The organism is Comamonas squillarum, assembly GCF_025309455.1.
Taxonomy (GTDB): domain Bacteria; phylum Pseudomonadota; class Gammaproteobacteria; order Burkholderiales; family Burkholderiaceae_C; genus Comamonas; species Comamonas squillarum.
Genome location: NZ_CP104377.1, coordinates 516430 through 538453, shown reverse-complemented (window position 1 = coordinate 538453; position 22024 = coordinate 516430). Strand labels below are relative to the sequence as shown.

General features: G+C 65.9%; 19 protein-coding genes. 12 read left to right on the top strand and 7 right to left on the bottom strand.

The window, feature by feature from the left end:
• Positions 1-20: 20 nt before the first annotated feature.
• The 6 genes from N4T19_RS02475 to N4T19_RS02450 are packed head-to-tail and all read right to left on the bottom strand — an operon-like array spanning position 21 to position 6010.
• Entirely contained in the window at positions 21-806 is a 786-nt protein-coding gene (locus tag N4T19_RS02475) for an SDR family oxidoreductase (RefSeq protein ID WP_260719358.1), read from the bottom strand.
• Position 807: 1 nt separating this feature from the next.
• A complete protein-coding gene (locus N4T19_RS02470; RefSeq protein ID WP_260719357.1) occupies positions 808-1845 on the bottom strand; it encodes an ABC transporter substrate-binding protein in 1038 nt (345 codons plus the stop codon).
• Positions 1846-1885: 40 nt separating this feature from the next.
• Positions 1886-2671: an ABC transporter permease gene (locus tag N4T19_RS02465; RefSeq protein ID WP_116926941.1), complete on the bottom strand. Its 786-nt coding sequence runs from the start codon at positions 2669-2671 to the stop codon at positions 1886-1888.
• A complete protein-coding gene (locus tag N4T19_RS02460) occupies positions 2668-3414 on the bottom strand; it encodes an ABC transporter ATP-binding protein (RefSeq protein WP_116926942.1) in 747 nt (248 codons plus the stop codon). The genes N4T19_RS02465 and N4T19_RS02460 overlap by 4 nt, the downstream gene beginning before the upstream one ends.
• Before the next feature lie 11 nt (positions 3415-3425).
• Complete coding sequence (locus tag N4T19_RS02455; RefSeq protein ID WP_409935193.1) at positions 3426-4928, bottom strand: acyl-CoA reductase; 1503 nt, start codon at positions 4926-4928, stop codon at positions 3426-3428.
• The gene (locus N4T19_RS02450) at positions 4928-6010 is read right to left on the bottom strand and encodes a LuxE/PaaK family acyltransferase (RefSeq protein ID WP_116926943.1); all 1083 of its coding nucleotides are present in this window, start codon (positions 6008-6010) and stop codon (positions 4928-4930) included. The genes N4T19_RS02455 and N4T19_RS02450 overlap by 1 nt, the downstream gene beginning before the upstream one ends.
• A gap of 531 nt (positions 6011-6541) precedes the next feature.
• Between N4T19_RS02450 and N4T19_RS02445 the strand changes: the two genes are divergently transcribed.
• From N4T19_RS02445 to chrA, 12 genes are all read left to right on the top strand, one after another.
• Positions 6542-7354, top strand: coding sequence for a class II aldolase/adducin family protein (locus tag N4T19_RS02445; RefSeq protein WP_260719356.1), 813 nt, complete (start codon positions 6542-6544; stop codon positions 7352-7354).
• A gap of 99 nt (positions 7355-7453) precedes the next feature.
• On the top strand, positions 7454-9016 hold the full coding sequence (locus tag N4T19_RS02440; RefSeq protein ID WP_409935192.1) for an ABC transporter substrate-binding protein: 1563 nt from the start codon (positions 7454-7456) through the stop codon (positions 9014-9016).
• Between the two features lie 122 nt (positions 9017-9138).
• A complete protein-coding gene (locus tag N4T19_RS02435; RefSeq protein ID WP_260719355.1) occupies positions 9139-10113 on the top strand; it encodes an ABC transporter permease in 975 nt (324 codons plus the stop codon).
• Between the two features lie 14 nt (positions 10114-10127).
• Entirely contained in the window at positions 10128-11027 is a 900-nt protein-coding gene (locus tag N4T19_RS02430; RefSeq protein WP_116926946.1) for an ABC transporter permease, read from the top strand.
• Between the two features lie 38 nt (positions 11028-11065).
• Positions 11066-12730: an ABC transporter ATP-binding protein gene (locus N4T19_RS02425; RefSeq protein ID WP_409935191.1), complete on the top strand. Its 1665-nt coding sequence runs from the start codon at positions 11066-11068 to the stop codon at positions 12728-12730.
• On the top strand, positions 12727-13776 hold the full coding sequence (locus N4T19_RS02420) for a 2-hydroxyacid dehydrogenase (protein WP_313900081.1): 1050 nt from the start codon (positions 12727-12729) through the stop codon (positions 13774-13776). Before N4T19_RS02425 ends, N4T19_RS02420 begins: the two co-directional genes overlap by 4 nt.
• Positions 13777-13830: 54 nt before the next feature.
• Positions 13831-15213 (top strand): aspartate aminotransferase family protein, encoded by a 1383-nt coding sequence (locus tag N4T19_RS02415; protein WP_260719354.1) that lies wholly within the window; start codon positions 13831-13833, stop codon positions 15211-15213.
• An 8-nt stretch (positions 15214-15221) separates the two neighbouring features.
• Positions 15222-16274: a histone deacetylase family protein gene (locus tag N4T19_RS02410; RefSeq protein ID WP_260720261.1), complete on the top strand. Its 1053-nt coding sequence runs from the start codon at positions 15222-15224 to the stop codon at positions 16272-16274.
• On the top strand, positions 16267-17226 hold the full coding sequence (locus tag N4T19_RS02405) for a DMT family transporter (protein WP_116926948.1): 960 nt from the start codon (positions 16267-16269) through the stop codon (positions 17224-17226). Before N4T19_RS02410 ends, N4T19_RS02405 begins: the two co-directional genes overlap by 8 nt.
• Entirely contained in the window at positions 17216-18049 is an 834-nt protein-coding gene (locus tag N4T19_RS02400; RefSeq protein ID WP_116926949.1) for a GntR family transcriptional regulator, read from the top strand. The genes N4T19_RS02405 and N4T19_RS02400 overlap by 11 nt, the downstream gene beginning before the upstream one ends.
• Entirely contained in the window at positions 18046-19083 is a 1038-nt protein-coding gene (locus tag N4T19_RS02395) for a histone deacetylase family protein (protein WP_260719353.1), read from the top strand. The genes N4T19_RS02400 and N4T19_RS02395 overlap by 4 nt, the downstream gene beginning before the upstream one ends.
• 91 nt (positions 19084-19174) lie before the next feature.
• Positions 19175-20533 carry a chromate efflux transporter gene (gene chrA, locus N4T19_RS02390; protein ID WP_260719352.1) on the top strand — a complete coding sequence of 453 codons (1359 nt, stop codon included), beginning with the start codon at positions 19175-19177 and terminating at the stop codon, positions 20531-20533.
• 91 nt (positions 20534-20624) lie between these two features.
• On the opposite strand, the gene N4T19_RS02385 is transcribed toward chrA, so the two are convergent.
• Positions 20625-21968: an SGNH/GDSL hydrolase family protein gene (locus N4T19_RS02385; protein WP_260719351.1), complete on the bottom strand. Its 1344-nt coding sequence runs from the start codon at positions 21966-21968 to the stop codon at positions 20625-20627.
• Positions 21969-22024: the final 56 nt, after the last annotated feature.

Sequence of the window (22024 nt, the reverse complement as noted above, 5' to 3'; positions counted from 1 at the left end):
TGCGCCGCCTGATCGCCCCATCAGCGCATCACCAAGCCCCCATCCACCAACAACACCTGCCCCGTCATAAACCGGCTCAGGTCCGATGCCAGAAACAGCACCGGCCCGGCCACATCCTCGGGGCTGGCCAGGCGGCGCAGCGGGGTGGCAGCCATCAGCGATTCGCGGAAGGACTCGCGGGTTTGCGCGCTGCCCTGGGTGGGGTAGACGAGGCCCGGGGCGACGCAGTTGACGCGTATGCCAAAGGGCCCCAGCTCGCTGGCGAGGTTGCGGCTAAAGCCCACCAGCGAGGCCTTGGCCGTGCTGTAGTCGTGGTAGGCGACGACAGGGTGTTCCACCAAGTTGCTGCTGATATTGACAATGCTGCCCCGGGCGCGCTGGCGCATCTGCGGCAGCACCGCGCGGCAGACATGGAAGGCGCCGCCCACGGCGGCATCGAACTGCGCCTGGTAGTCGCTCCAGGCCAGTGCATCGAGCGGCTGCCGGCGCTCGGGGTCAAAGGCATAGGGGCGCAAGGCGTTGTTCACGACGACGTCGATGGGCCCGGCCTCTTGCGCAATGGCCTGGGCCATCGCGTCTACCGAGGCCGTATTGCCCACATCGGCCTGCACCGCCCAGGCGTTGCCGCCAGCGGCCTGGCAGGCGGCCACGGTCTGGGCGGCGGCGGCCTCATTGGCCAGGTAGTTCACCGCCACGGTGGCGCCTTCGCGCGCAAAGGCCTGGGCGATGGCCGCTCCAATGCCCCGGCTGGCGCCGGTGACCAGCACCACCTTGCCGCGCAGATTCAAAGCAATGCTCTCCAGCATCTCAGGCCCCTGGCAGCCAACGGCTGTCGACCACATCGGCCACCTTGATGGGCTGCTGCACCATGCCCAGCGCATGGTAGGCGTCAGCCCCCTTTTGCAGCGCAGCCAGGTCAAAACTGCCCAGCGGCGCAGCCTTGCCCTGCGGCCGCAGGGTCGGCTGGGCCGAGGCATTGCGCAGCACAATCACATCGAGGTTGATATCGCGCTGGGTGCCATCGATCGCGCGCTTGGTGGCCAGAGTGGCGGCCTCTTCGGGGTTGGCGATCATCCAGGCCGCGCTGTCGCGGTAGCCGCGCAAAAAGGCCTGCAGCAATGCCGGCTGCTGCTCCAGCGTCTGCCGGCGCACCACAAACATGTCGCTGGACATATTGAGGTAGTCGCGCACCGGCATCACATGCACCTCGCCCATGCCCTTGCGCAGGCCCACGGCCAGGCCGGTGTCAGTGGCGGCAGTCGCATCGACCTGGCCTTGCATCAGCGGTGCAAAGTTCAAAAGGCCGGTGACGACAATGCGCACGTCCGATTCCTTGAGCCCCGCCTGGTGCAGCATCACCAGCAGGTTCTGGCGCGTGCCGCTGGCCAGGCTGTAGACGCCAATGGTCTTACCCTTCAGATCCGCCGGGCTGCGGATGCCGCTCGAGCGCAGCGAGACGACATTGAAAACGTTTTGCGGGTAGATGTCGTAGATGGCGACCAGCTTCTCGCCCTTGTCCAGCGCCATAAAAAATGAGCCCGGGTCGGTAAAGGCGACATCGCCCTGGCCGCTCAGGATATTGCGGATCGCGTCGCCACCGCCCGCACCGGGCAGGTAAGTCAGATCCACCCCTTGGGCTTTGAAAAAGCCCTTGTCCGGCTCGGCCAGGATATTGGTGATTTCGCTGATCGGCTTGCTCCAGCCGGCCAGGCGAATCTTGCCGCTGACCGGCGCTGCAGCGCCCGCTGTGATGCCCGTACCCGCCAGGCCCAGGCCCAACAGGCCGGCAGAGGCGCCCAGCCAGCGGCGGCGCGAGAGGGAGGAGGTCAGAAAAGGTGCAGACATAAGCGGTCCATCCAGAAGCAATCGAGCAAAAATCTAAAAATCAACGGCGCGGGCCTGCCGGGGCGCCAGCGACTGCATGGCCACGCAGCAATCTGCGCTCCAGCAGCAGGCAGGCCTGGTACAGCAGCAAGCCCAGCGCCGCAATCAGCAAGAGCGCGGCAAACATCAGGCTGGTGTCCATCATTCCCTGGGCGGCAATCACCACCGCGCCCAGCCCTTGGCTGGCGCCCATGAACTCTGCCACTACCGCGCCCACCAGCGCCAGCACCACGGCCACGCGCAGGCCCGCCAGAATGGCGGGCAACCCCATGGGCAGCTTGAGCCGCAATAAGGTCTGCAGACGGCTGGCCCCCAGCATGCGAAACAGCTGCAGGCGCTGTGCATCGACCTGGCGCAGGCCCGTCAAGGTGTTTTCCATCAGCGGAAAAAAGCAGACCAGCGCCGTGATCAGCACCGTGGGCAGCATGCCAAAACCAAACCACAGCACAAACAGCGGCGCCAGCGCCAGCTTGGGGACCACCTGGCTGACGACCACATAGGGCTTGAGCACGCGCTCCAGCAACACCGACTCGGCCAAGGCCATACCCGCCAGCAAGCCAAAGCAGGCACCGGCCGCCAGGCCGAGCAGCACCGCTTGCACGGTGGCCGCCACATGCGGCCAAAAGTAGCCGGACGCGAGCCCCGTCCACAAGGCCTGCAGCACCGCCGACGGCACGGGCAGCACCAGGGCCGAGATGCCGCCCAGGCGCCCAGCGCCCTCCCACACGGCCAGCAGCAGCACCAGCAACGCAGTGGCCCAGAGCCGGGCTATCAAGAGAGGGTTCATGCGCTGGCCCCATCCATCGCGGCACGCACCTGGGCCGCATAGGCGTTAAAGGCCGCGCCATGGCGCATGGCCTGGGTGCGGGGCGTCGGCAGGTCAATGGCGATATCGGCCACCAGGCGCCCGCCATGCATCAGCGCCACCCGGTCCCCCAGGTACACGGCTTCGTTGATGTCATGGGTGACAAAGAGCACGGTGGTGCCGCGCGCGCGGCAGCTGCGCAGCAGCTCGTCTTGCAGCTCCGCGCGGGTGATGGCGTCCAGCGCGGCAAAGGGCTCGTCGAGCAGCAGCAAGGCGGGCTCACGAATCAAGGCCCGCGCCAGCGCCACCCGGCTTTGCTGCCCGCCGGATAGCTGCCCGGGTTGCTGCCGGGTCAGCGACGCCAGGCCAAGTTGGGCCAGCAGCTGCTCGGCGGCGTCACGGTCCTGCGCCGTAGGCTTGCGCTGCAGCGACAGCGGCAGCAGCACATTGTCCAGCACCGTCAGCCAGTCCAGCAAGGTGGGCGACTGGAACATCACGCCCAGCTGCGGGCCGGGTGCGGCCAGGCTACCACCAGCCCGCACAATGCGCCCGGCCTGGGGCTGCAGCAGGCCGGCGACCAGCTGCAGCAAGCTGGTCTTGCCGCAGCCGCTGCGGCCCAGCAGGCAGTGGAAGGCGCCTTGCGCCATCTGCCAGCGCACGCCATCCACGACAGGCGGCTGGCCCGGGTAGGCAAAGCTAAGGTCCTCGATATCAATCCATGCCATCGCGCCGCCCTTCAGTCTGCGTAGCGCGCCAGCGGCTGGGCGGCGGCCTCGGCAGCGGCATCGATCTCGGTCATCCGCACCAGGTCGAGCAGGCTAAAGCGCCCGTCATGGTGCCAACCGGCTTCGGGCATGCCCATGGCGCCCAGCGCGCTGATGCGGGTGACGCCGGCGGCCCCCAGCAGGCCGGCGAGGCGGTACAAATCCTCGGGGCCCACGGCCAGGCCTGCGCTCTGCAGGTAGTCACGCTGGGCTGCTATCAACGGCACCACCTGCTCCAGACTGTCCACCCCCACGACGACAATGCTGCGGTAGAGCGCCGTGGGCGCCAGCGGCTCCAGGCTGTCGCTATAGGCCACGCTCCAGGGCGCATCGGCCGGGCCAATCAGCTGCGGGGCGGCGCCATCATCGGCGGGCGCACGCCACTCCAGCGACTGCTGCCAGCGCGCCATGCCGGCGCCCTCTTCCAGATCCAGCGGGCGGCGCGCAAAGCGCTGCTGCAGGTTGGCGAGCTCGGCGGCCAGGTAATCGGCAAAGGCGCGGGGTGAGACCGTGGCGCCCCGCTCTACATAAAACACATGGGGCGAGTAGCAGCCTTGCTGGTCATAGCGCATGACATCCCAGGCTGCCAGCCGCGCATGGGCCGGCGCTTTGACGGCATCCAGTGCCGCCCTACCCACCATGCCAAAACCCAGCTTGTGGCCATGGGGCAAAAAACGCGTGGTCACCGGCAACTGCTGGCGCAGCGCGGCCAGGGTCTGGTTGCTGCCATAGGCCATCACGGTATCGGCCTCGGCGTAAAGCACCTGCGCGCCTTCGGCGCTGTCGCCCGTCTGGGCGCCGCCGGGCCACCAGACCACGGCCAGGCAGTCGGCCAAGGGCGGATGGACTTCGACCAGCAAACGCGCAAACCAGCCGGCAAACAGCGGCTCGGCACTGGCCAGCTTGCCGACGCTAGGCGCTTTGACGAGCAGGCCGCAAACCAGGCTCCACAGCGACAGCGCCGGCACATTGCCGGCCCAGCTGTGCAGCAGCAGGCCGGGGCCATAGGCACGCACCGCTCCGCCCTTGGCGGCGGGCACAAAGCCGTCCAGCACACGGGGGTTGGCAAAATCCTCGCCCACAAAGCGCCACAGCTGGGGCGCGCGAAAGGTCTTGAACAGGCCGTTGAGCCCTAGCCGCACCATCGCCGCGTCATAGCCGCACACCAGCGGGAGGCAGGCATCGATCTGGCGGCGATAGGGGTCGGCCGGGTCCAGCAGGCGGGCGATGGCGCGGTCAATCGCCGCCACAATCTCGGCCAGCGGCATCGGCTGCAGCTGGCGCTGCGCGGCGGCGCGCACCCGCTCGGTGAGGGCCTGCATCTGCGCGCCGGTCAGCACCGGCACCTCGACCTCCAGGCGCTGGCCCGCGCGCTCAAACACCAGCACCTGCCAGCGTACCTGACTTTCCTCCAGGCCTGGCAGGTAGCCGGCCCGCATGCGCCCGGCCATGCGCTCAGCGGCTTGCGGCTGCATCATGCGCGCGCCGCTTGCACAAACTCATCGACGGCCAGCGAGCAGCCTTTGGCGGCGGCCCCTTCGGCCCGGCCCAGCAGCAAAAAGCCGCCATCGGCCCACAGGCCCACGTCTTCGGTCAGGATGGTGCTGACCGCGTTGTAGTTGGCCAGGTCGCAGTGCACCAGAATGCCGCGCTCGCCAGGCGCTACGCTGCGGCCGCTGACGGGCTCGACCAGGCGCGAGCGAATCCAGTGCGGGCCGGACTTGACCGAGGGCAACGTGGCATTGCCGTTGTCGTAGAACTGGGTGCTCAGCTCGGTCATGCCATACATGTTGATGCACAGCTCGGGCGGCACGCCCAACAGTTCGGAAAGGCCGGCATAGAAGTCGGCCAACGGCAGCTCACGCGACTGGCCCTTGTAGCCGCCGGTATCCAGGATGCGGCTGCCCGCTGGAAGATGAAAGCGGCGGCCCTGGGCACGCAGCGCATCCATCACATGCACGAGGCTGAAGCTGGCGCCCAGCAGTGCATAGGGCTGGCCGCTGCGCTCAGCCGCTTCCAGCGCGGCGCAGAGCCCGGCCATATCCAGGCCCTCCGGCCCGAGAAAATAGCGGCTCTCCGGTGTGCCAAAGCTCGACTTGGCCAGTGCTAGGTAATGCGCCAGCGACGAGTTAGGCATGGCCGCCTCATCAGGGAACAGGATGCCCATTGGCATGCGCGCTGTGCCCTGCATAAAGCGGGTGGCGAAATGCTGCTGCATCGACAGGTCATACACCTGCAGTGCAGGATGAAAATGCCGGCCCCGTGCCGCGCGGCCCGTGGTGCCACTGGTCATGAAGACACGCTCGGTGGACGACGGCGGCTCGCTGCGCAGCTCCAGTGCCTTGAAGGCGTCGATGGGCACAGCCGGGATATCGCTCCAGGTCTTGACCGTGCGGGGGCTTGCGCCACGGCGCTGGCAAAAGCTGCGGAACGGCGTATTGGATGCGTATTGGTAGGCAAAAAGACGCAGCGCGAGCTGGTCAAACTGGTCATCGGTGCAGCCATCCATTGCGATGAATGCAAGCAGGTCTGCGACCAGCGTATCGGCCTTGTCCATGGAATTCCTTCGAGAGCGGTGAGGTCATGCTCCGAAGGCTCCCCCCATGCGCGCAAGGCGCCCCTGGCAGGGACTTGGCTCTTCTTCCGCCGGAATGACCCGGTTCAAGTTCTCGGGTGTAGATCTCAGCACTGGCGTGCACCCCGGAGCAGGCGCCATCTTACCCCAGGGCTGCTGGGTCACCGCCATCCACACTGTCAAGCCAAGGCCTGCACCACGGCCAATCCAGCCACCGGGGCCAAGCCCAAACCAGGGAAAACACCAGGGCCACCGCGATGGTGCAAGGCGCCGAGGGCGCAGTCGCACACGCACCAAGCCAAGGCATTTTTTGCGCATTCCTGCACCATATCCAGGCAAGGACATCACCACCTAACCCATTGTGGTGCTTTGCAAATTTTCTGCACCAGGTCAAAGCGCGCCTGCTGGAAATCACCTAGTCCGCAACCCTTTCCATCCGCGATTCAGTCTGTTAACTTATGTCCTGTCGACAGACGACTGTCGCTAGACGACATAAATTTAATGAGGACAACAATGCTTGCAATGGCTGATGCCGACGTCCAATCCGGCTACGACAAACCGCATACCGACAGCGAACAGCGCGTTCGCGAAGACCTGGCCGCCGCCTACCGCCTGATGGCCCATTTCGGGATGGACGACAGCATCTACACGCACATCTCGGCGCGGGTGCCAGGCCGCACTGACCAGTTCCTCATCAACCCCTTTGGCACCCTGTTCAAGGACATCACGGCCAGCTCGCTGGTCAAGATCGATGCCGAGGGCCGTATCGTCGAGGACACGCCCCACGAGGTGAACCCGGCCGGCTTTGTGATCCACAGCGCTGTGCATGCGGCCCGCCATGACGCCGCCTGCGTCGTGCACTCGCATACCGAAGCGGGCGTGGCGGTGTCCTCACTGCAATGCGGCCTGCAGCCGAGCAACCAGTGGGCGCTGCAGTTCTACAACCGCGTGGCCTACCACACGTTCGAAGGCATCGCGCTGGATCTGCATGAGCGCGAGCGCCTGGTCGCCGACCTGGGCAGCACGGCCAAGGCCATGGTGCTGCGCAACCACGGTCTGCTCACCTTGGGCCACAGCGTGGCCGAGGCCTTCATCCTGATGCTCAACCTGGACCGCGCCTGCCGCGTGCAGCTGGCCATCCAGTCCAGCGGCCAGGCCATCAACCCCGTGCCGCCCGAGGTCTGCGAGCTGACCGCCCGCCAGTACGAGAGCGGCGACACAGATGTGATGCCCGGCCAGCCCAAGCGCGCCGACCCGCATGAGCGCGAATGGCAGGGCCTGCTGGGCTTTTTGCAGCCCCCGGGCCGCAGCCACTACCGCGACTGAGGACCTCTCGACCCTTGCATGCCGCCGCCTTTGCGGCCCCACCGCCGCAAGCCCAGCCGGGCCAGGCACCCCTTGATACCAAGACAGGAAGCAACCATGATCAATCGGCGTGAACTTATCTCCTACAGCCTGGCCGGTGCCGGCCTCAGCATCGCGGGCGTGCCCATGGCAGCGTTGGCGCAGCAAACCAAGGGAACGATCAATGTGATGGTGCAGCCCGAGCCCTCGGGCCTGATGCTGGGCATTGTGCAAAACGGCCCCACCCAGCTGGTCTCCGGCTATATCTACGAAGGCCTGCTGCGCTACGACGACAAGCTCGAACCCCATGGCCTGCTGGCCACGGCCTGGAGCCGCTCCGACGACGGCCTGACCTACACCTTCAAGCTCAAGTCCGGCGTCAAGTGGCACGACGGCAAGCCCTTCTCTGCCGATGATGTGGTGTTCTCGGTCGACAAGTTTCTGCGCAAGACCCATGCCCGCCTTCGCGCCTCGCTCGAGCCGCTGGAGAGCGTGCGCGCCATCGATGCCAACACGGTGGAGTTCAAGCTCAAGTACCCGTTTGGGCCCTTCATCAGCCTGTTCGATACCGGCTCGATGCCGATGATCCCCAAGCACATCTACGAAAACACCGACTACGCCACCAACCCGGCCAATGCCAAGCCGATTGGCACGGGCCCCTTCAAGTACAAGGAATGGGTGCGGGGCTCCTACATCCAGCTGGTGGCCAATGAGCTCTACCACACCAAGGGCGAGCCCATGGTGGAGAACCTGTACTTCCACATCATCCCGGATGCGGCCTCGCGCGCAGCAGCGTTTGAGTCCGGCAAGGTCGATGTGGTGCCCGGCGGCGCGGTCGAGTTCTTTGATGTGGCCCGCCTGGCCAAGCTGCCTGGAGCAGCGGTCACCACCAAGGGCTGGGAGTTCTACTCGCCCCATTCCTGGCTGGTGCTCAACAACCGCAAGGCGCCCTTTGACAACCCCAAGTTCCGCCAGGCCGTCATGTATGCGATGGACCGCGAGGCCATGGTCAAGGTCGCCTGGCAGGGTTTTGCCAAGACGGCTGCCGGCCCCTTCAACCAGCATGTGAAGTTCGCCTCCGATGATGTCACCAAGTACCCGCGCGATCTGAACAAGGCCAAGGCCTTACTCAAGGAAGCCGGCTACAAGGGCGAGACCGTCAAGCTGCTGCCGCTGCCTTATGGCGAATCCTGGCAGCGCCTGGCCGAGATGATCCGCCAGAACCTGATCCAGGCCGGCATCAAGGTGGAGACCACCGGCACCGATGTGGCCGGCTGGAACCAGCGCACCGCCGAGTGGGACTTTGACATGGCCATCATCTATGTCTACCAATACCCCGATCCTGCGCTGGGCGTGGCGCGTACCTACACCAGCCACACGATTGCCAAGGGCTCGCCGTTCAACAACATCGAAGGCTATGTCAACCCCAAGGTGGATGCACTGTTTGACGCCGGCGCCAAGGCCCTGACCGATGCCGACCGCGCCAAGGCCTATGCCGAGGTGCAGAAGATCCTGACCGAAGAGGTGCCGGTGGCCTGGTTGCATGAGATCAACTTCCCCACGCTCTACCGCACCAAGATCAAGAACCCGATCAGCTCCGGCGTGGGCTTGAATGACAGCCTGAGCCGTGCGTCCATAGCTTAAGGCCCCGCCGGTTGCGGCCTAGGCCGCAGCGCCTCTCTTCTTGCTGAACTCTGCACGCTGCCAGCCCCCGCTGGCGCGTGCGGGATGGCAGCGCTTTTGTCTCGCTCCAAGGTCTCCCCGCTATGAACCGCCTCCGCTACATGTCCGTCCGGGTGCTCCAGGGTCTGCTGGTGCTCATGTGCATAGCCACCGTCAACTTCATGCTGATCCGGGCAGCGCCCGGCGACCCGGTTGCCGTCATTGCCGGTGAAGCCGGTGCCTCGGACCCGCAGTTTGTCGCCCAGCTGCACGAGCAGTTCGGTCTGGACAAGCCCGTCACCACCCAGCTGGCCAACTACCTGGGCCACATCACGCAGCTGGACCTGGGCTTTTCCTACCGGCAGCAGCGCCCGGTGCTGGATCTGATTGCCGAGCGCCTGCCCGCTACCTTGCTGCTCACCGGCAGCGCGTTTGTGATGTCGCTGATCTTTGGCGTGGCCTTGGGCGCCACGGCCAGCCGCCATGTCGGCAAATGGGTGGACAGCGCCATCACCTTTGTGGCGCTGGTGTTCTATGCCACGCCGCTGTATTGGCTGGCCATGATGGCGGTGCTGGTGTTCTCGGTGCAGCTGACCTGGCTGCCCGGTTTTGGCTACTTCACCGTCGGGAGCGACGCCACCGGCTTTGCCCGCGCCTGGGACATTGCCCAGCATCTGGTGCTGCCGTCCCTCACGCTGGCGCTCTTTTATATGGCGGTCTATGCCCGCATGACCCGGGCCTCGATGCTCGAAGTCGCGCAGATGGACTTTGTCAAAACCGCCCGCGCCAAGGGCGTGCGCATGGGCCGCATCCAGCGCCAGCACATTCTGCGCAATGCCTTGCTGCCCATCGTTACCTTGGCGGGCATCCAGGCCGGCGGCCTCATTGGCGGCGCGGTGCTGACCGAGACGGTGTTTGCCTGGCCCGGCATTGGCCGCCTGATGTTCGATGCCCTGCTGCAGCGCGACTACAACCTGCTGCTGGGCTGCTTCCTGGTTGCAGCCGCCGTGGCGGTGCTGTTCAACCTGATCACTGATTTTGTCTACACCCTGGTCGATCCCCGGATCGAGCTGGGCTGAAACGGAGCCTTGCGATGACTGCTATTTCCGAGCCGGCCCTGGTGGCCGCTACGCCTCCCGCCAAGAACAAGCACCGCTCGACCTTCTGGAGCCGCTTTTGCCGCAACCGGGGCGCCCTTTTGGGCCTGGCCATCTTGCTGGTCGTGGCGCTCTTGGTCTGCTTTGGCCCGCTGCTGGCCGCGCACAACCCCTGGGACATGGTCGAGCAACCCTTTTTGCCGCCGATGGAGCGCGCAGGCTTTGCGATGGGCACCGACACCATGGGCCGCGACATTCTCTCGGGCCTGGTGCTGGGCGCGCGCATTTCGCTGCTGATCGCCGTGATCTCGACCCTGGTGTCGCTGCTGATTGGCGTGGGCATTGGCGCGGTATCGGGCTACTTTGGCGGCTGGGTCGATGCCAGCCTGATGCGCTTTACCGAAATGTTCCAGTCTGTACCCAGCTTTGCACTGGCCCTGGTACTGGTGGCGATTTTTGAGCCCTCGGTCAACTCCATCATTGTGGCCATTGCGCTCGTCTCCTGGCCGCCGGTGGCGCGCCTGGTGCGCGGCGAATTCCTGACCCTGCGCCAGCGTGATTTTGTCGCCGCCGCCCAGCTGGCTGGCCAAAGCACGCCGCGCATCATCCTGGCGCAGATCCTGCCCAATGCCGCCTCGTCCATCGTGGTGATGGCGTCCCTGATGGTGGCCACCGCCATCCTGCTGGAATCGAGCCTGAGCTTTATGGGCCTGGGCGACCCCAACCTGATGAGCTGGGGCTACATGATCGGCTCGGCCCGCACCGTGCTGCGCCAGGCCTGGTGGATGGCGGTGTTCCCCGGCGTCGCCATCCTGCTCACCGTGCTGGCCTTCAACCTGGTGGGCGAGGGGCTGAACGACGGACTCAATGCGCGCCAGGACGGGAAGACACGATGAACGCCTACTCACACGAAGCCCTGCATATGCTTGCACAAATGCCTGACCAGCCTGCCACCCCAGAGCCGGTGCTGACCGTGCGCGGCCTGGACATCCGCCTGCCGCTGGGCGCCGACCGCGCCTTGGCCGTCACCCAGGCCAACCTGCAGATCCTGCCCGGCCAGACCCTGTGCGTGGTCGGTGAATCGGGCTCGGGCAAGTCCATGATCGCCAATGCCATCATGGGCCTGCTGCCCCGCCCCAAGGTGGAGCCCGTCGCTGGCGAGATCCTGTTTGACGGCAAAGACCTGCTGAGCCTGAGCGAAGACCAGCTGCGCGAGCTGCGTGGCAGCCGCATGGCCATGGTCTTCCAGGAGCCGATGACGGCGCTGAACCCGGTGATGCGCATTGGCGACCAGATGGCCGAGGCGCTGGATGCCCACCTGCAGCTGCCCGCTGCCGACAAGCGCCGCCGCATCATCGCGGCCCTCACCGATGTGGGCCTGCCCGAGCCCGAGCGCCTGATCGACGCCTATCCGTTTCGTCTCTCGGGCGGCCAGCGCCAGCGCGTGATGATCGCCATCGCGATGCTGCTCGAGCCCAGCCTGTTGATCGCCGACGAGCCCACCACCGCGCTGGATGTGACCACGCAGGCCCAGATCCTGCAGCTGATGCGTGCGCTGCAAAAAAAGCGTGGCATGGCCATGCTCTTTATCACCCATGACTTTGGCGTGGTGGCCGAGATTGCCGACCATGTGGTGGTGATGCAGACCGGTGTGGTGGTCGAAGCCGGCCCAGCCGGCCAGGTGCTGCGCAACCCCCAGCACGCCTATACCAAGAAGCTGCTGGCCGCCATTCCGCATGGCAATGTGCGCGAGACCCAGGCCAGCACGGCGCAGCCGGTGCTGCAGGTCAAGGACCTGTGCAAGGTCTACCGCACTGGCGGCGGCTTTTTGCGGACCGCGCGCGAGGTGGTGGCCGCCGAGCGCATCAGCTTTGAGCTGGGCCGCGCCCAGACCCTGGGCGTGGTCGGAGAGTCGGGCTCGGGCAAGTCGTCGCTGGGCCGCTGCATCGTGGGCCTGGCACCGTTTGACAGCGGCGAGATCCTCTTCAACGGCCAGCGCCTGAGCTCGGGCGCCGCGCTGCGCCGCCAGGCCAAGGGCAAGATCCAGATGGTCTTCCAGGACCCCTATGCATCGCTCAACCCGCGCCACAAGATTGGCGCGGCCATTGCCAGCGGCCCCATTGCCCAGGGTGTCCCCAAGGCCGAGGCCCTGCGCCGCACGATGGAGCTGCTGGAGCTGGTCGGCCTGGGCCCCGAGGCAGCCGAGCGCTACCCGCATGAGTTCTCTGGCGGCCAGCGCCAACGCATTGGCATTGCCCGCGCGCTGGCGATGGAGCCTTCGTTGCTGGTGGCGGACGAGCCGGTCTCCGCGCTCGATGTGTCCGTGCAAGCTCAGGTGCTCAAGCTGTTTGCCGAGGTGCGCGAGCGCTTTCAGCTCAGCATGGTCTTCATCACCCATGACCTGCGCGTGGCCGGCCAGATGTGCGACCACCTGGCCGTCATGCAGCGGGGCCGCATTGTGGAATACGGCCCGACCGCCCAGGTGCTGGGCAACCCCCAGCACCCCTATACCCAGACCTTGATCGACGCCATTCCCTCGCTGGAGCACCGCCGCGACGAGGTGGACGCGGGCAACGCACAAACGCGGAGCCGCGCATGAGCATGACCACCATGCCCACCACCGATGCCCAGGCCGCTGTGCCGGGCCGCACTGCCAGCCACGCCAGTGACATGCCCCGCAGCATTGCCTTTTTGAGCAAGAGCATTGCGATGGACTTTTTGCTGCCCGCCTACCAGGCCCAGTTCCCCGGCAGCCGGCTGCTGCTGGGCGCCGAGCTGCAGGCGCTGCTCGATGCCGGCCAGCACGGCGATATCGAGGTGGCAGTGTGCTGGCACCCGCCCGCCGCCCAACTCGCGCAGCTGACCCAGGCCGCTGGCCTGCAGCTGGTGCAATCGATTGCCGCCGGCATTGACCATATCGACACCCAGGCCCTGCCCACCAGCACCCCCGTGTGCCGCATTGTGGACAGCACCATGGGTTATGGCATGACGGCCTTTGTCAGCTGGGCCGTCATCCACCGCCAGCGCCATATGGACCGCTATGTGGCCCATGCGGCGCAGCGCCAGTGGCGCGAGGAGCCCATCGTTGCGCCCAGCCGCCACCGCGTTGGGATTGCAGGCTTGGGCACCCTGGGCCAGGGCTGTGCCCGCGCGCTGCTGGCCATGGGCTACCAGGTGCGCGGCTGGAGCCGATCGGCCAAGCAGGATCTGCCCGCCGGTCTGGAGGGTTTGCAGACCTTCCACGGCCAGGGGCAGAAGGCAGAGTTTTTGAGCGGCTGCGACACCCTCGTCTGCCTGCTGCCGCTGACGGGCGAAACCCAGGGCTTTCTCGATCTGGCCTTAATGCGCCAGCTGCCGCGCGGCGCGCACCTGATCAATGTGGGCCGAGGGGCGCACCTGGTCGAGGCCGATTTGCTGACCGCGCTGGCCGAGGGCCAGATTGGCGCGGCCACGCTGGACACCTTCAGCGCCGAGCCGCTGCCAGCCGACCACCCGTTCTGGCAGGACGAGCGCATTCTGGTGACCCCACATATCGCCACCCGCACCGATCCACGCGTGATCGCCCAGCAGACCGCCCACAACTTCAGCCGCATCCGCGCAGGCCAGGCCGCCGAGGTGGCCGTGGACCTGGGGCGCGGCTACTGACACCCCGCCATACCTAGCAACAGCAAGCACCACCAGCCCCCAGGAGATTTGGACATGAACGCAGCAGACAACACCCCCAAACGCAGCGCGCTGGACGCCCAGGACATTGGCGCCCACCTGCACCCCTACACCAACCTGGCCGCCCATGAGGACGTGGGCCCGCTGATGATCACGCGGGGCGATGGCATCCATGTGATCGACGAACAAGGCCGCAAGTACATCGAGGGCATGTCCGCGCTGTGGTGCAGCTCGCTGGGCTTCAGCCACCCGCGCCTGGTGCAGGCCGGCATCGATGCGCTCAAGACCTTGCCCTACTACCACACCTTCAACCACCGCTCCAACCCAGCGATTGCCCAGCTGGCGGACCGGCTGATCCAGCTGGCCCCGGCACCGATGGCCAAGGTCTTCTTTGCCAACTCGGGCTCGGAAGCCAATGACACGGCCATCAAGATCATCTGGTACTACCACAACGCCATTGGCAAACCCGCCAAGAAAAAGATCCTGTCGCGCCAGCGCGGCTACCACGGCGTGACGGTGGCGGCCGCCAGCCTGACCGGCCTGCCCGCCAACCACCAGGATTTTGACCTGCCGATTGCGCGCATCGGCCATGTGGAATGCCCGCACCACTACCGCTATGCCAACCCCGGCGAGAGCGAGGCCGACTTTGCCACCCGCCTGGCCGATGCGCTGGAGCAGCGCATTCTGCAGGAGGGCCCGGACACCGTGGCCGCCTTCATTGCCGAGCCGGTGATGGGCGCTGGCGGCGTCATCGTGCCGCCCGAGACCTATTTTGAAAAAATCCAGGCCGTGCTGCGCAAGTACGAAGTGCTGATGGTGGCCGATGAGGTGATCTGCGGCTTTGGCCGCACCGGCCAGATGTTTGGCTCGCACACCTTCGGCATCCAGCCCGACATCCTCACCTGCGCCAAGGCACTGTCCTCAGGCTATGTACCGATCTCGGCGGTGATGGTCGCGCCCAAGATCTACGAGGCCATGGCCGCCAACAGCGGCAAGATCGGCACCTTTGGGCACGGATATACCTATTCCGGCCACCCGGTGGCGGCCGCCGTGGCGCTGGAGACGCTCAAGGTCTACGAGGACGAGCAGATCCTGGCCCATGTCAACCAGCTGAGCCCCCTCTTCCAAGGCCGCTTGCGCGGTTACCTGGACCGTGCCTATGTGGGCGAGGTCCGGGGCGTGGGCATGATTGGCGCCATCGAGCTGGTCGCCGACGAGGCCACGCGCCAGCCCTTTGACCCGGCGCTGAAGCTGGGCTACCGCCTGGCCCAGTACGCACAGGAAGCAGGCCTGATCGTGCGCGCCATGGGCGACGCCGTGGCACTGTGCCCGCCGCTGATCATTACCGAGGCCGAGATGGCCGAGATGTTTGCCCGCCTGGACCGCGCGCTGGACAAGCTGCAGGCCACCCTGCCATGAGCGCCGCCATGCAAGCCTTCTACAGCCCCGATCAGGCGCTGCACCACCCCAGCCAGTTCATGCGCCTGGGCAAGCTGGTGCCAGCGCCCGATCTGCCCAGCCGCGCCGAAACCCTGGCCGATGCCTTGCAGCAGGCGGGCCTGGCCGTCAGCACCCCGCCCGACCTGGGCCGCGCGCCACTCGAGGCCGTGCACGCCCCGCACTACCTGGACTACCTGCAAAGCGCCTGGCCGCGCTGGCAAGCGATGCTGGCGAGCGGCGCCAATGCCGGCCCCGAGGTGATGGCCAACCTCTCACCCTACGCCGGCGTGCCCGCCGGCCAGCGCCGCCCGCCCTGCCCATCGCCGGCGCTGATACCGCAAACCGGCTACTACCTGGGCGATCTGTCCTGCCCGCTCGGGCCGGACAGCTGGCAGTCCATCCTGCGTTCGGCCCACAGTGCCGTGGCTGCGGCCGATGCGGTGATTGCCGGCGAGCGCATGGCCTATGCGCTGTGCCGTCCCTCGGGCCACCATGCGCACTGGGACCGGGCCAGCGGCTTTTGCTATGTCAACAACAACGCCTGCGCTGCTGCGCGCCTGGCCGCGCATTTTGGGCGGGTGGCTGTGCTCGATGTCGATGCCCACCATGGCGATGGCACGCAGAGCATCTTCTACGCCCGGGACGACGTGCTGACGGTCTCTACCCATGCGGAGACCAGCAGCTACTTTCCGTTCTACACCGGCTATGCCGATGAGCGCGGCGCCGGCGCGGGCGAGGGCTACAACCTGAACCTGCCCCTCGCCCATGGCAGCGGCAACGCGGAGTTTTTGGCTGCGGTGGACACCGGCCTGGAGGCTGTGCGTGCCTTTGCCCCGCAGGCCGTCGTGCTGGCCCTGGGCTTTGACACCTTCAAGGACGACCCGATCAGTGTGCTCAAGGTCGACTTTGAGGCCTACCGCGCCGTCGGCCAAAAGCTGCGTGCGCTTGGCCTGCCCTTGGTGGTGGTGCAAGAAGGCGGCTACCTGGTCGAAGCGATTGGCCCGGGCCTGCAGGCTTTCTTGGAGGGCCTCCATGGCTGAGCAGGCCGTGCAGTCCAGCAACCCGGCAGTAGCACTGCGCGAGGCCGATGCCACGCGCCGGCTGCGCCAGGGGCTGGGCCTGTTTTTGGCAGCGCTGCTGTGCTTTGCCTGCTACGACGCCTTTGCCAAGCACATGCTGGCCCGCTATCCGGCCACCGTGATGAACCTCTCGCGCTACACGGCCATCGGCGTGCTGGCCTTGTGGGTCATGCACCGGCATGGCGACTGGTCGGCGCTGCGCTGGGGGCGCCTGCGCAGCGGCAAATTGCTGCTGCTGCGCAGCCTGATGCTGGCCATTGTGGCCACCTGCTTTATGACGGCGCTGGCCACGATGCCGCTGGCCGAGGCCACCGCCATCTACTTCACAGCGCCCCTCATCATGGTGGCGCTCTCGCCCTGGCTGCTGGGCGAGCGCGTCGGCCGCGTGCAATGGGTGGCGGTGCTGCTGGGCTTTGCCGGCATGCTGCTGATCGTGCGTCCGGGCAATGCGCTGCCGCTGGCCGGCACGGTGCTGATGGCCATCTCGGCCGTCTGCTATGCACTGTTCCAGGTGCTCACCCGCAAGCTCTCGGGCCTGGTGCCCACGGCCGTGCAGTTTGCCTATATGGCGCTGTTTTGCCTGGTCATCACCAACCTGCCCGCCCTCTTCCACCCGATCACCGAATGGCCCGATGCGCCGCAGCTGGCCTTGCTGCTGGCCGGTGGCTTTGTCAGCGGTGGCGCGCAGCTGCTGCTGCTCCAGGCCTTCCAGCGCGCCTCGGCCTCGACCCTGGCGCCGATGAATTATGTACAACTGTTGCTGGCGGTGTTGATCAGCACGTTCTGGTTCCAACGGCCGCCAGACAGCCTGGCCCTTTATGGCATGCTGATGATCAGCGCTGCCGGTGTGTACCTTGCATGGCCCCGGCGGCAAAAGTACCCCGCTCACCAGGCATCCCGACATGACATCTGAGACCCTTACTAAAACCATCGCCCTGCAGGACGAGGAGACAGACAACCCCGGCTTTTCGTCGATCCGGGTGCCCGATCTGGTGGAGCTGGTCGAGCGCCAGCTGCTGCAGGCCATTTTTGAAGGCCGGCTGCCACCGGGCTCGCGCATCGTGGAGGCCGAGCTTTCGCGCCAGATGGGCGTGAGCCGCGCCCCGCTGCGCGAAGCAGCGCGCCGGCTGGAAAGCCAGGGCGTCATCGTCTCGACGCCGCGCAAGGGCTTTACCGTGCGCACCTTCAGCCCCAAGGAGATCCAGGACCTGTTCCAGGTGCGCCTAGGCCTCGAAGTGATGGCCGCGCGCCTGGCCTGCGAGGTGGCGACCGATGCGCAGCTCGCAGCGCTCAAGGCCTATGCCGATGACATGCTCGAGCGCGCACCGACCCTGAGCAATATCGAGCGCGTCACGATGGACCTGGGCATGCACACCGCCATCTCGCGGCTGTCGGGCAACGAGTACCTGCAGCGCATCTTTGCCAACATGCAGGCCGAGATCCGCATCTGCCAGGGCTTTATCGAGCGCCAGTACCGCGACCCGGTGTTTATTGCGCAGTCGCATTTCCCGGTGGTCGATGCCATCTTGCGCCGCGATGCCGATGCCGCAGAAAAAGCGCTGCGCGTGCACCTGGTGGACGCCCAGGACAAGGCCCATGCCCAGGTGCTGCACGGCGACCAGGCGCCGGACGCTGGTGCCGGCGCTGCGCCAACACCGGCCACCCCAGCCAAGGCCAAGCCCGGCGCCACCGCCTCCCCCGTTTCTTCCTCCCGACGAAAACCGCCAAGACCATGAAATTCATCTACAGCCACGAGCACCGCAGCCACGACCCGCAGCAATTCATGGTGCGCGGCCAACTCAAGCGCAGCAACGAGCAACCCGAACGCGCCGAGATCCTGCTGCGCTCCGCCCAAAAGGCCGGCCACCAGCCCATGCTGGCCGAAGACTTTGGACCCAGCCCGCGCGCCGCCGTCCACACCCCCGAGTACCTGCACTTTCTGCAAACCGCCTGGCAACGCTGGCAGGCGCTGCCCGATGCCTCGCTCGAAGTGCTGCCCAATGTCTTCCCCTTCCCCGGCCAGCCCTTTACCTACCCCGACCATCTGGTCGGCCAGGCCGGCTACCACATGGGTGACTGCGCCTGCAGCATTGGCGAGCACACCTGGCACGCGGCGATCAACTCCGCCCACTGCGCGACGCATGCCGCCGAGCTGGTGCTGCAGGGCGAACAGGCCGCCTACGCGCTGTGCCGCCCACCCGGCCACCACGCCTATGTGGACCGCGCCAACGGCTTTTGCTACCTGAACAACGCCGCCATCGCCGCCCAGCACCTGCGCAGCAAACATGCCCGCGTCGCCGTGCTCGACATCGACGTGCACCACGGCAACGGCACCCAGGGCATCTTCTGGCGCCGCAACGATGTGCTGACCGTATCGATCCATGCCGATCCGCATTTCTGCACCCCGTTCTTTACCGGCCATGCGCATGAGCGCGGCGAAGGCGAAGGCCTGGGCTACAACCTGAACCTGCCCCAGCCCAAGGGCACCACCACCGACCAGTACCTGCGCGCACTGGAAACCGCCCTCACCACCATCCGCCACTACGCCCCCGGCGCCCTGGTGCTGGCCCTGGGCCTGGACGCCCACGAACACGACCCCTACCAGGCCCTGGCGATCGACACCCCCGGCTTCGCCCGCATCACTGAAAAAATCGCGCAGCTGGGGCTTCCGACGGTGATCGTGCAGGAAGGCGGGTATCTGAGTGAGGACCTGGGCTTGAATCTGGAGAGTGCGTTGCGGGGGTTCGAAACGGGAGCAGGCGACAGGTAGGCTAGAATTTGCCAACCGGGATAGCAGCCTCCCGGCCCGCAAGGTTAGACGGTGTCCCGTCCAAGTGCTGGGTATTCTCTATGGAGTTTTTATGGACACCGGTTTGCCCAGATCAACGGACCCCGTTGCACCTACGTCTCTGTCGCTGTCTGAAGCTTTACGCTTCTGGCTGAAGCTGGGGTTCATCAGCTTTGGTGGCCCTGCCGGTCAAATCGCCCTCATGCATGAGGAGTTGGTTGACCGCCTCCGGTGGATCTCCGAAAAGCGCTTTCTGCACGCCCTCAACTATTGCATGCTGCTGCCCGGACCGGAAGCGCAGCAGCTGGCCACCTATCTGGGTTGGTTGCTGCACCGGACCTGGGGTGGTGTCCTGGCCGGCATTCTTTTTGTTCTGCCGTCACTCTTTCTCATCATTGCGCTGGCGTGGCTGTATATGGCCCATGGTGACATGCCCGTCATTGCAGGTTTCTTCTATGGCATAAAGCCGGCAGTGACGGCGCTGGTGGCCCAGGCCGCCTACCGCGTGGGGTCCCGTTCACTCAAGAACCGCTGGCATTGGGGCATTGCGGCCGCTGCGTTCATGGCCATCTTCGCGCTGAATGTTCCGTTTCCGCTCATTGTGGTGGTGGCAGCTGCCGTCGGCTACCTTGGCGGCAAGGTCCAGCCGGAGGCCTTTGGTGGCGCCAGCCATAGCCCAGGCGCCGCAGTTCGGCATGGAGGACATGCACTGATAGACGACAACACCCCCACGCCGCCGCATGCCCGATTTTCCTGGCGGAGATTCTGGTCCGTGGCGCTGGTGTGCCTGGCACTGTGGGCTGGCGCCATGGCCCTGTTTGCGGCGCTGTTTGGGCGGGATTCCGTGTTGGTGCAAATGGGCTGGTTCTTCACCAAGGCAGCGCTGATGACCTTTGGAGGCGCCTATGCGGTGCTGCCTTACGTCTACCAAGGAGCCGTGGATAACTTCCACTGGTTGACCGCGCCCCAAATGATGGACGGGTTGGCCTTGGGTGAGACCACCCCTGGCCCGCTCATCATGGTGGTGTCCTTCGTGGCTTTCGTCGGGGGTTGGACCAAGGCCATCTTCGGTGCGGATTCGCTGCTGCTGGCGGGCATGGTGTCGGCCGTGGTGGTCACGTTCTTCACATTTCTGCCCTCGTTCCTTTTCATATTGCTGGGCGGCCCGTTCATCGAGTCCACCCACGGCAACCTGAAGTTCACCGCGCCATTGGTAGGCATCACCGCAGCCGTTGTCGGTGTCATCGTGAATCTGGCTGTCTTCTTTGCCTACCATGTGATGTGGCCCCAGGGCTTCGCAGGAAACCTGGATGGGGCATCCATTGCCATAGGGCTGGCAGCGGCCATTGCCTTGCTTCGCTACCGGGTCAATGTGGTGTATGTGATTGTGGCTGCGGGCTTTGCCGGTTTATTGGTGCGGCTGTTGCTCTGACTGTCCCCACCGCATGCAGGCCTGGGTCGGCATGGCCATCGCCAGGCGCAGCAGCGGGGCCTGAGCAACGGACGACAACGCATAGCGATGGCTAGCGCGCCTGTGGCAACGCACCAGCGGCCTTTGACTCCAGGCCCGGTAGGAGGGCATCGAGCGCAACGGCCTCCGCCATGGCTCTATGGCCTGCATCGCCGGGGTGCAAATGGTCTCCCGAGTCGAATCGCGAGGCGATGCGTGCCGGCTTCGCTGGATCGCGCAGCGCCGCATCAAAATCGATGACGGCATCAAAGGCTCCGCTGTGGCGGATCCAGTCGTTCACCTGTGCGCGCAGCGCGTCCTTGCCGGGTTGGTAGTAATCGGCGAGCGGCGTGCCGGGCAATGCGCCCTCGAATGGCGTCAGTGTGGCGCCTAGAACGCGAATGCCCCGGCTGTGCGCTTGCGCAATCAATTGGCGGTAGCCCGCCGTCAGGGAAGCCAGGGTGGGCGGCTCTGCATGCTTTGCAAATGCGGTACCGGGCCAGGCTATGTCGTTGATACCCAGCAGCACAATGACGCTTCGCACCCCCAGTTGCGCCAGTACATCACGCTCGAGCCGCGCCAGCGCATTGGCGCCCATGCCATCGGACAACAACCTGGCCCCTGAGATACCCGCATTGACCACAGCCACGCCATGCGGCGCCAGCCGGGCAGCCAGAAAGTCCGGCCAGCGGCTGTCCTTGTTCAAGGTGGCTGCTGCGCCATCGGTGATGGAATCACCAATCACTGCCACAGCGCGCGCGGCGGGCCCGGTCTCCACCGCGATCCCCGTCAGCAACGGTCGGGCCGTGGTGCTTTGCCTGTCGGGATCGGCGATCTGTAGGCTGGTCGCCTGAGTTTGATCGCCAGACACGATCCAGCCCGTCTGGCGGCCATCCCAGTGGAACGTGCTGATCGGCGTGGCCTGGGGCAGGTACAGGCTCACCGCCACCTGAGACAGCGCGGGCACCGGGAGTGCCACCGGATCACTGACCCAAGATGCCCCTGGCGGGATCGTCACGCCCTCCTGGCCGCCAAAACTGACGGCCCGCAGGCTGCCATCGGTGACCGCGCCAGCTGCGCTGGCTTCCCGAAAACGGGCCACCGTCGCCTTGCCCACAAAGAGCGGCTGCTTGCCGTAGGCGTTGGACAGCACGATGCGCAAGCGCTCGCCCCCCAGGCTGATGCGTGCCACCTGGCGCACGGTTTGCGCATGCAACGCGGCCGGAAGGTGGGTCGGAAACAGAAAATCCGTGCCCCACACGGGCTGGGGGCTGGCCTGCCAGGTGGCCACCCAGCCGTTGCCGGTAGCAGCATCCGCGGCCCGCGCAGGCGTGATAGGCACGGCGCCTAGCGTGAGGGTCAACGCCAGCATCGCAGCGGCTCCAGCGCTTGCAAGCGGCACAGTCAGTCTTTTCATATCAGTGAATTCAAAGTCCTTGGAAGAACAGATGATGAATTCAAAGATCAGATTGG

Coding starts and splice junctions, on each gene's coding strand:
- N4T19_RS02460 (WP_116926942.1), bottom strand. CDS start 3,414: ATGGCATGGATTGATATCGAGGACCTTAGCTTTGCCTACCCGGGCCAG.
- N4T19_RS02385 (WP_260719351.1), bottom strand. CDS start 21,968: ATGAAAAGACTGACTGTGCCGCTTGCAAGCGCTGGAGCCGCTGCGATG.
- N4T19_RS02425 (WP_409935191.1), top strand. CDS start 11,066: ATGCCTGACCAGCCTGCCACCCCAGAGCCGGTGCTGACCGTGCGCGGC.
- N4T19_RS02400 (WP_116926949.1), top strand. CDS start 17,216: ATGACATCTGAGACCCTTACTAAAACCATCGCCCTGCAGGACGAGGAG.
- N4T19_RS02455 (WP_409935193.1), bottom strand. CDS start 4,928: ATGCAGCCGCAAGCCGCTGAGCGCATGGCCGGGCGCATGCGGGCCGGC.
- N4T19_RS02430 (WP_116926946.1), top strand. CDS start 10,128: ATGACTGCTATTTCCGAGCCGGCCCTGGTGGCCGCTACGCCTCCCGCC.
- N4T19_RS02465 (WP_116926941.1), bottom strand. CDS start 2,671: ATGAACCCTCTCTTGATAGCCCGGCTCTGGGCCACTGCGTTGCTGGTG.
- N4T19_RS02475 (WP_260719358.1), bottom strand. CDS start 806: ATGCTGGAGAGCATTGCTTTGAATCTGCGCGGCAAGGTGGTGCTGGTC.
- N4T19_RS02415 (WP_260719354.1), top strand. CDS start 13,831: ATGAACGCAGCAGACAACACCCCCAAACGCAGCGCGCTGGACGCCCAG.
- N4T19_RS02410 (WP_260720261.1), top strand. CDS start 15,222: ATGCAAGCCTTCTACAGCCCCGATCAGGCGCTGCACCACCCCAGCCAG.
- N4T19_RS02450 (WP_116926943.1), bottom strand. CDS start 6,010: ATGGACAAGGCCGATACGCTGGTCGCAGACCTGCTTGCATTCATCGCA.
- chrA (WP_260719352.1), top strand. CDS start 19,175: ATGGACACCGGTTTGCCCAGATCAACGGACCCCGTTGCACCTACGTCT.
- N4T19_RS02405 (WP_116926948.1), top strand. CDS start 16,267: ATGGCTGAGCAGGCCGTGCAGTCCAGCAACCCGGCAGTAGCACTGCGC.
- N4T19_RS02470 (WP_260719357.1), bottom strand. CDS start 1,845: ATGTCTGCACCTTTTCTGACCTCCTCCCTCTCGCGCCGCCGCTGGCTG.
- N4T19_RS02435 (WP_260719355.1), top strand. CDS start 9,139: ATGAACCGCCTCCGCTACATGTCCGTCCGGGTGCTCCAGGGTCTGCTG.
- N4T19_RS02420 (WP_313900081.1), top strand. CDS start 12,727: ATGAGCATGACCACCATGCCCACCACCGATGCCCAGGCCGCTGTGCCG.
- N4T19_RS02445 (WP_260719356.1), top strand. CDS start 6,542: ATGCTTGCAATGGCTGATGCCGACGTCCAATCCGGCTACGACAAACCG.
- N4T19_RS02395 (WP_260719353.1), top strand. CDS start 18,046: ATGAAATTCATCTACAGCCACGAGCACCGCAGCCACGACCCGCAGCAA.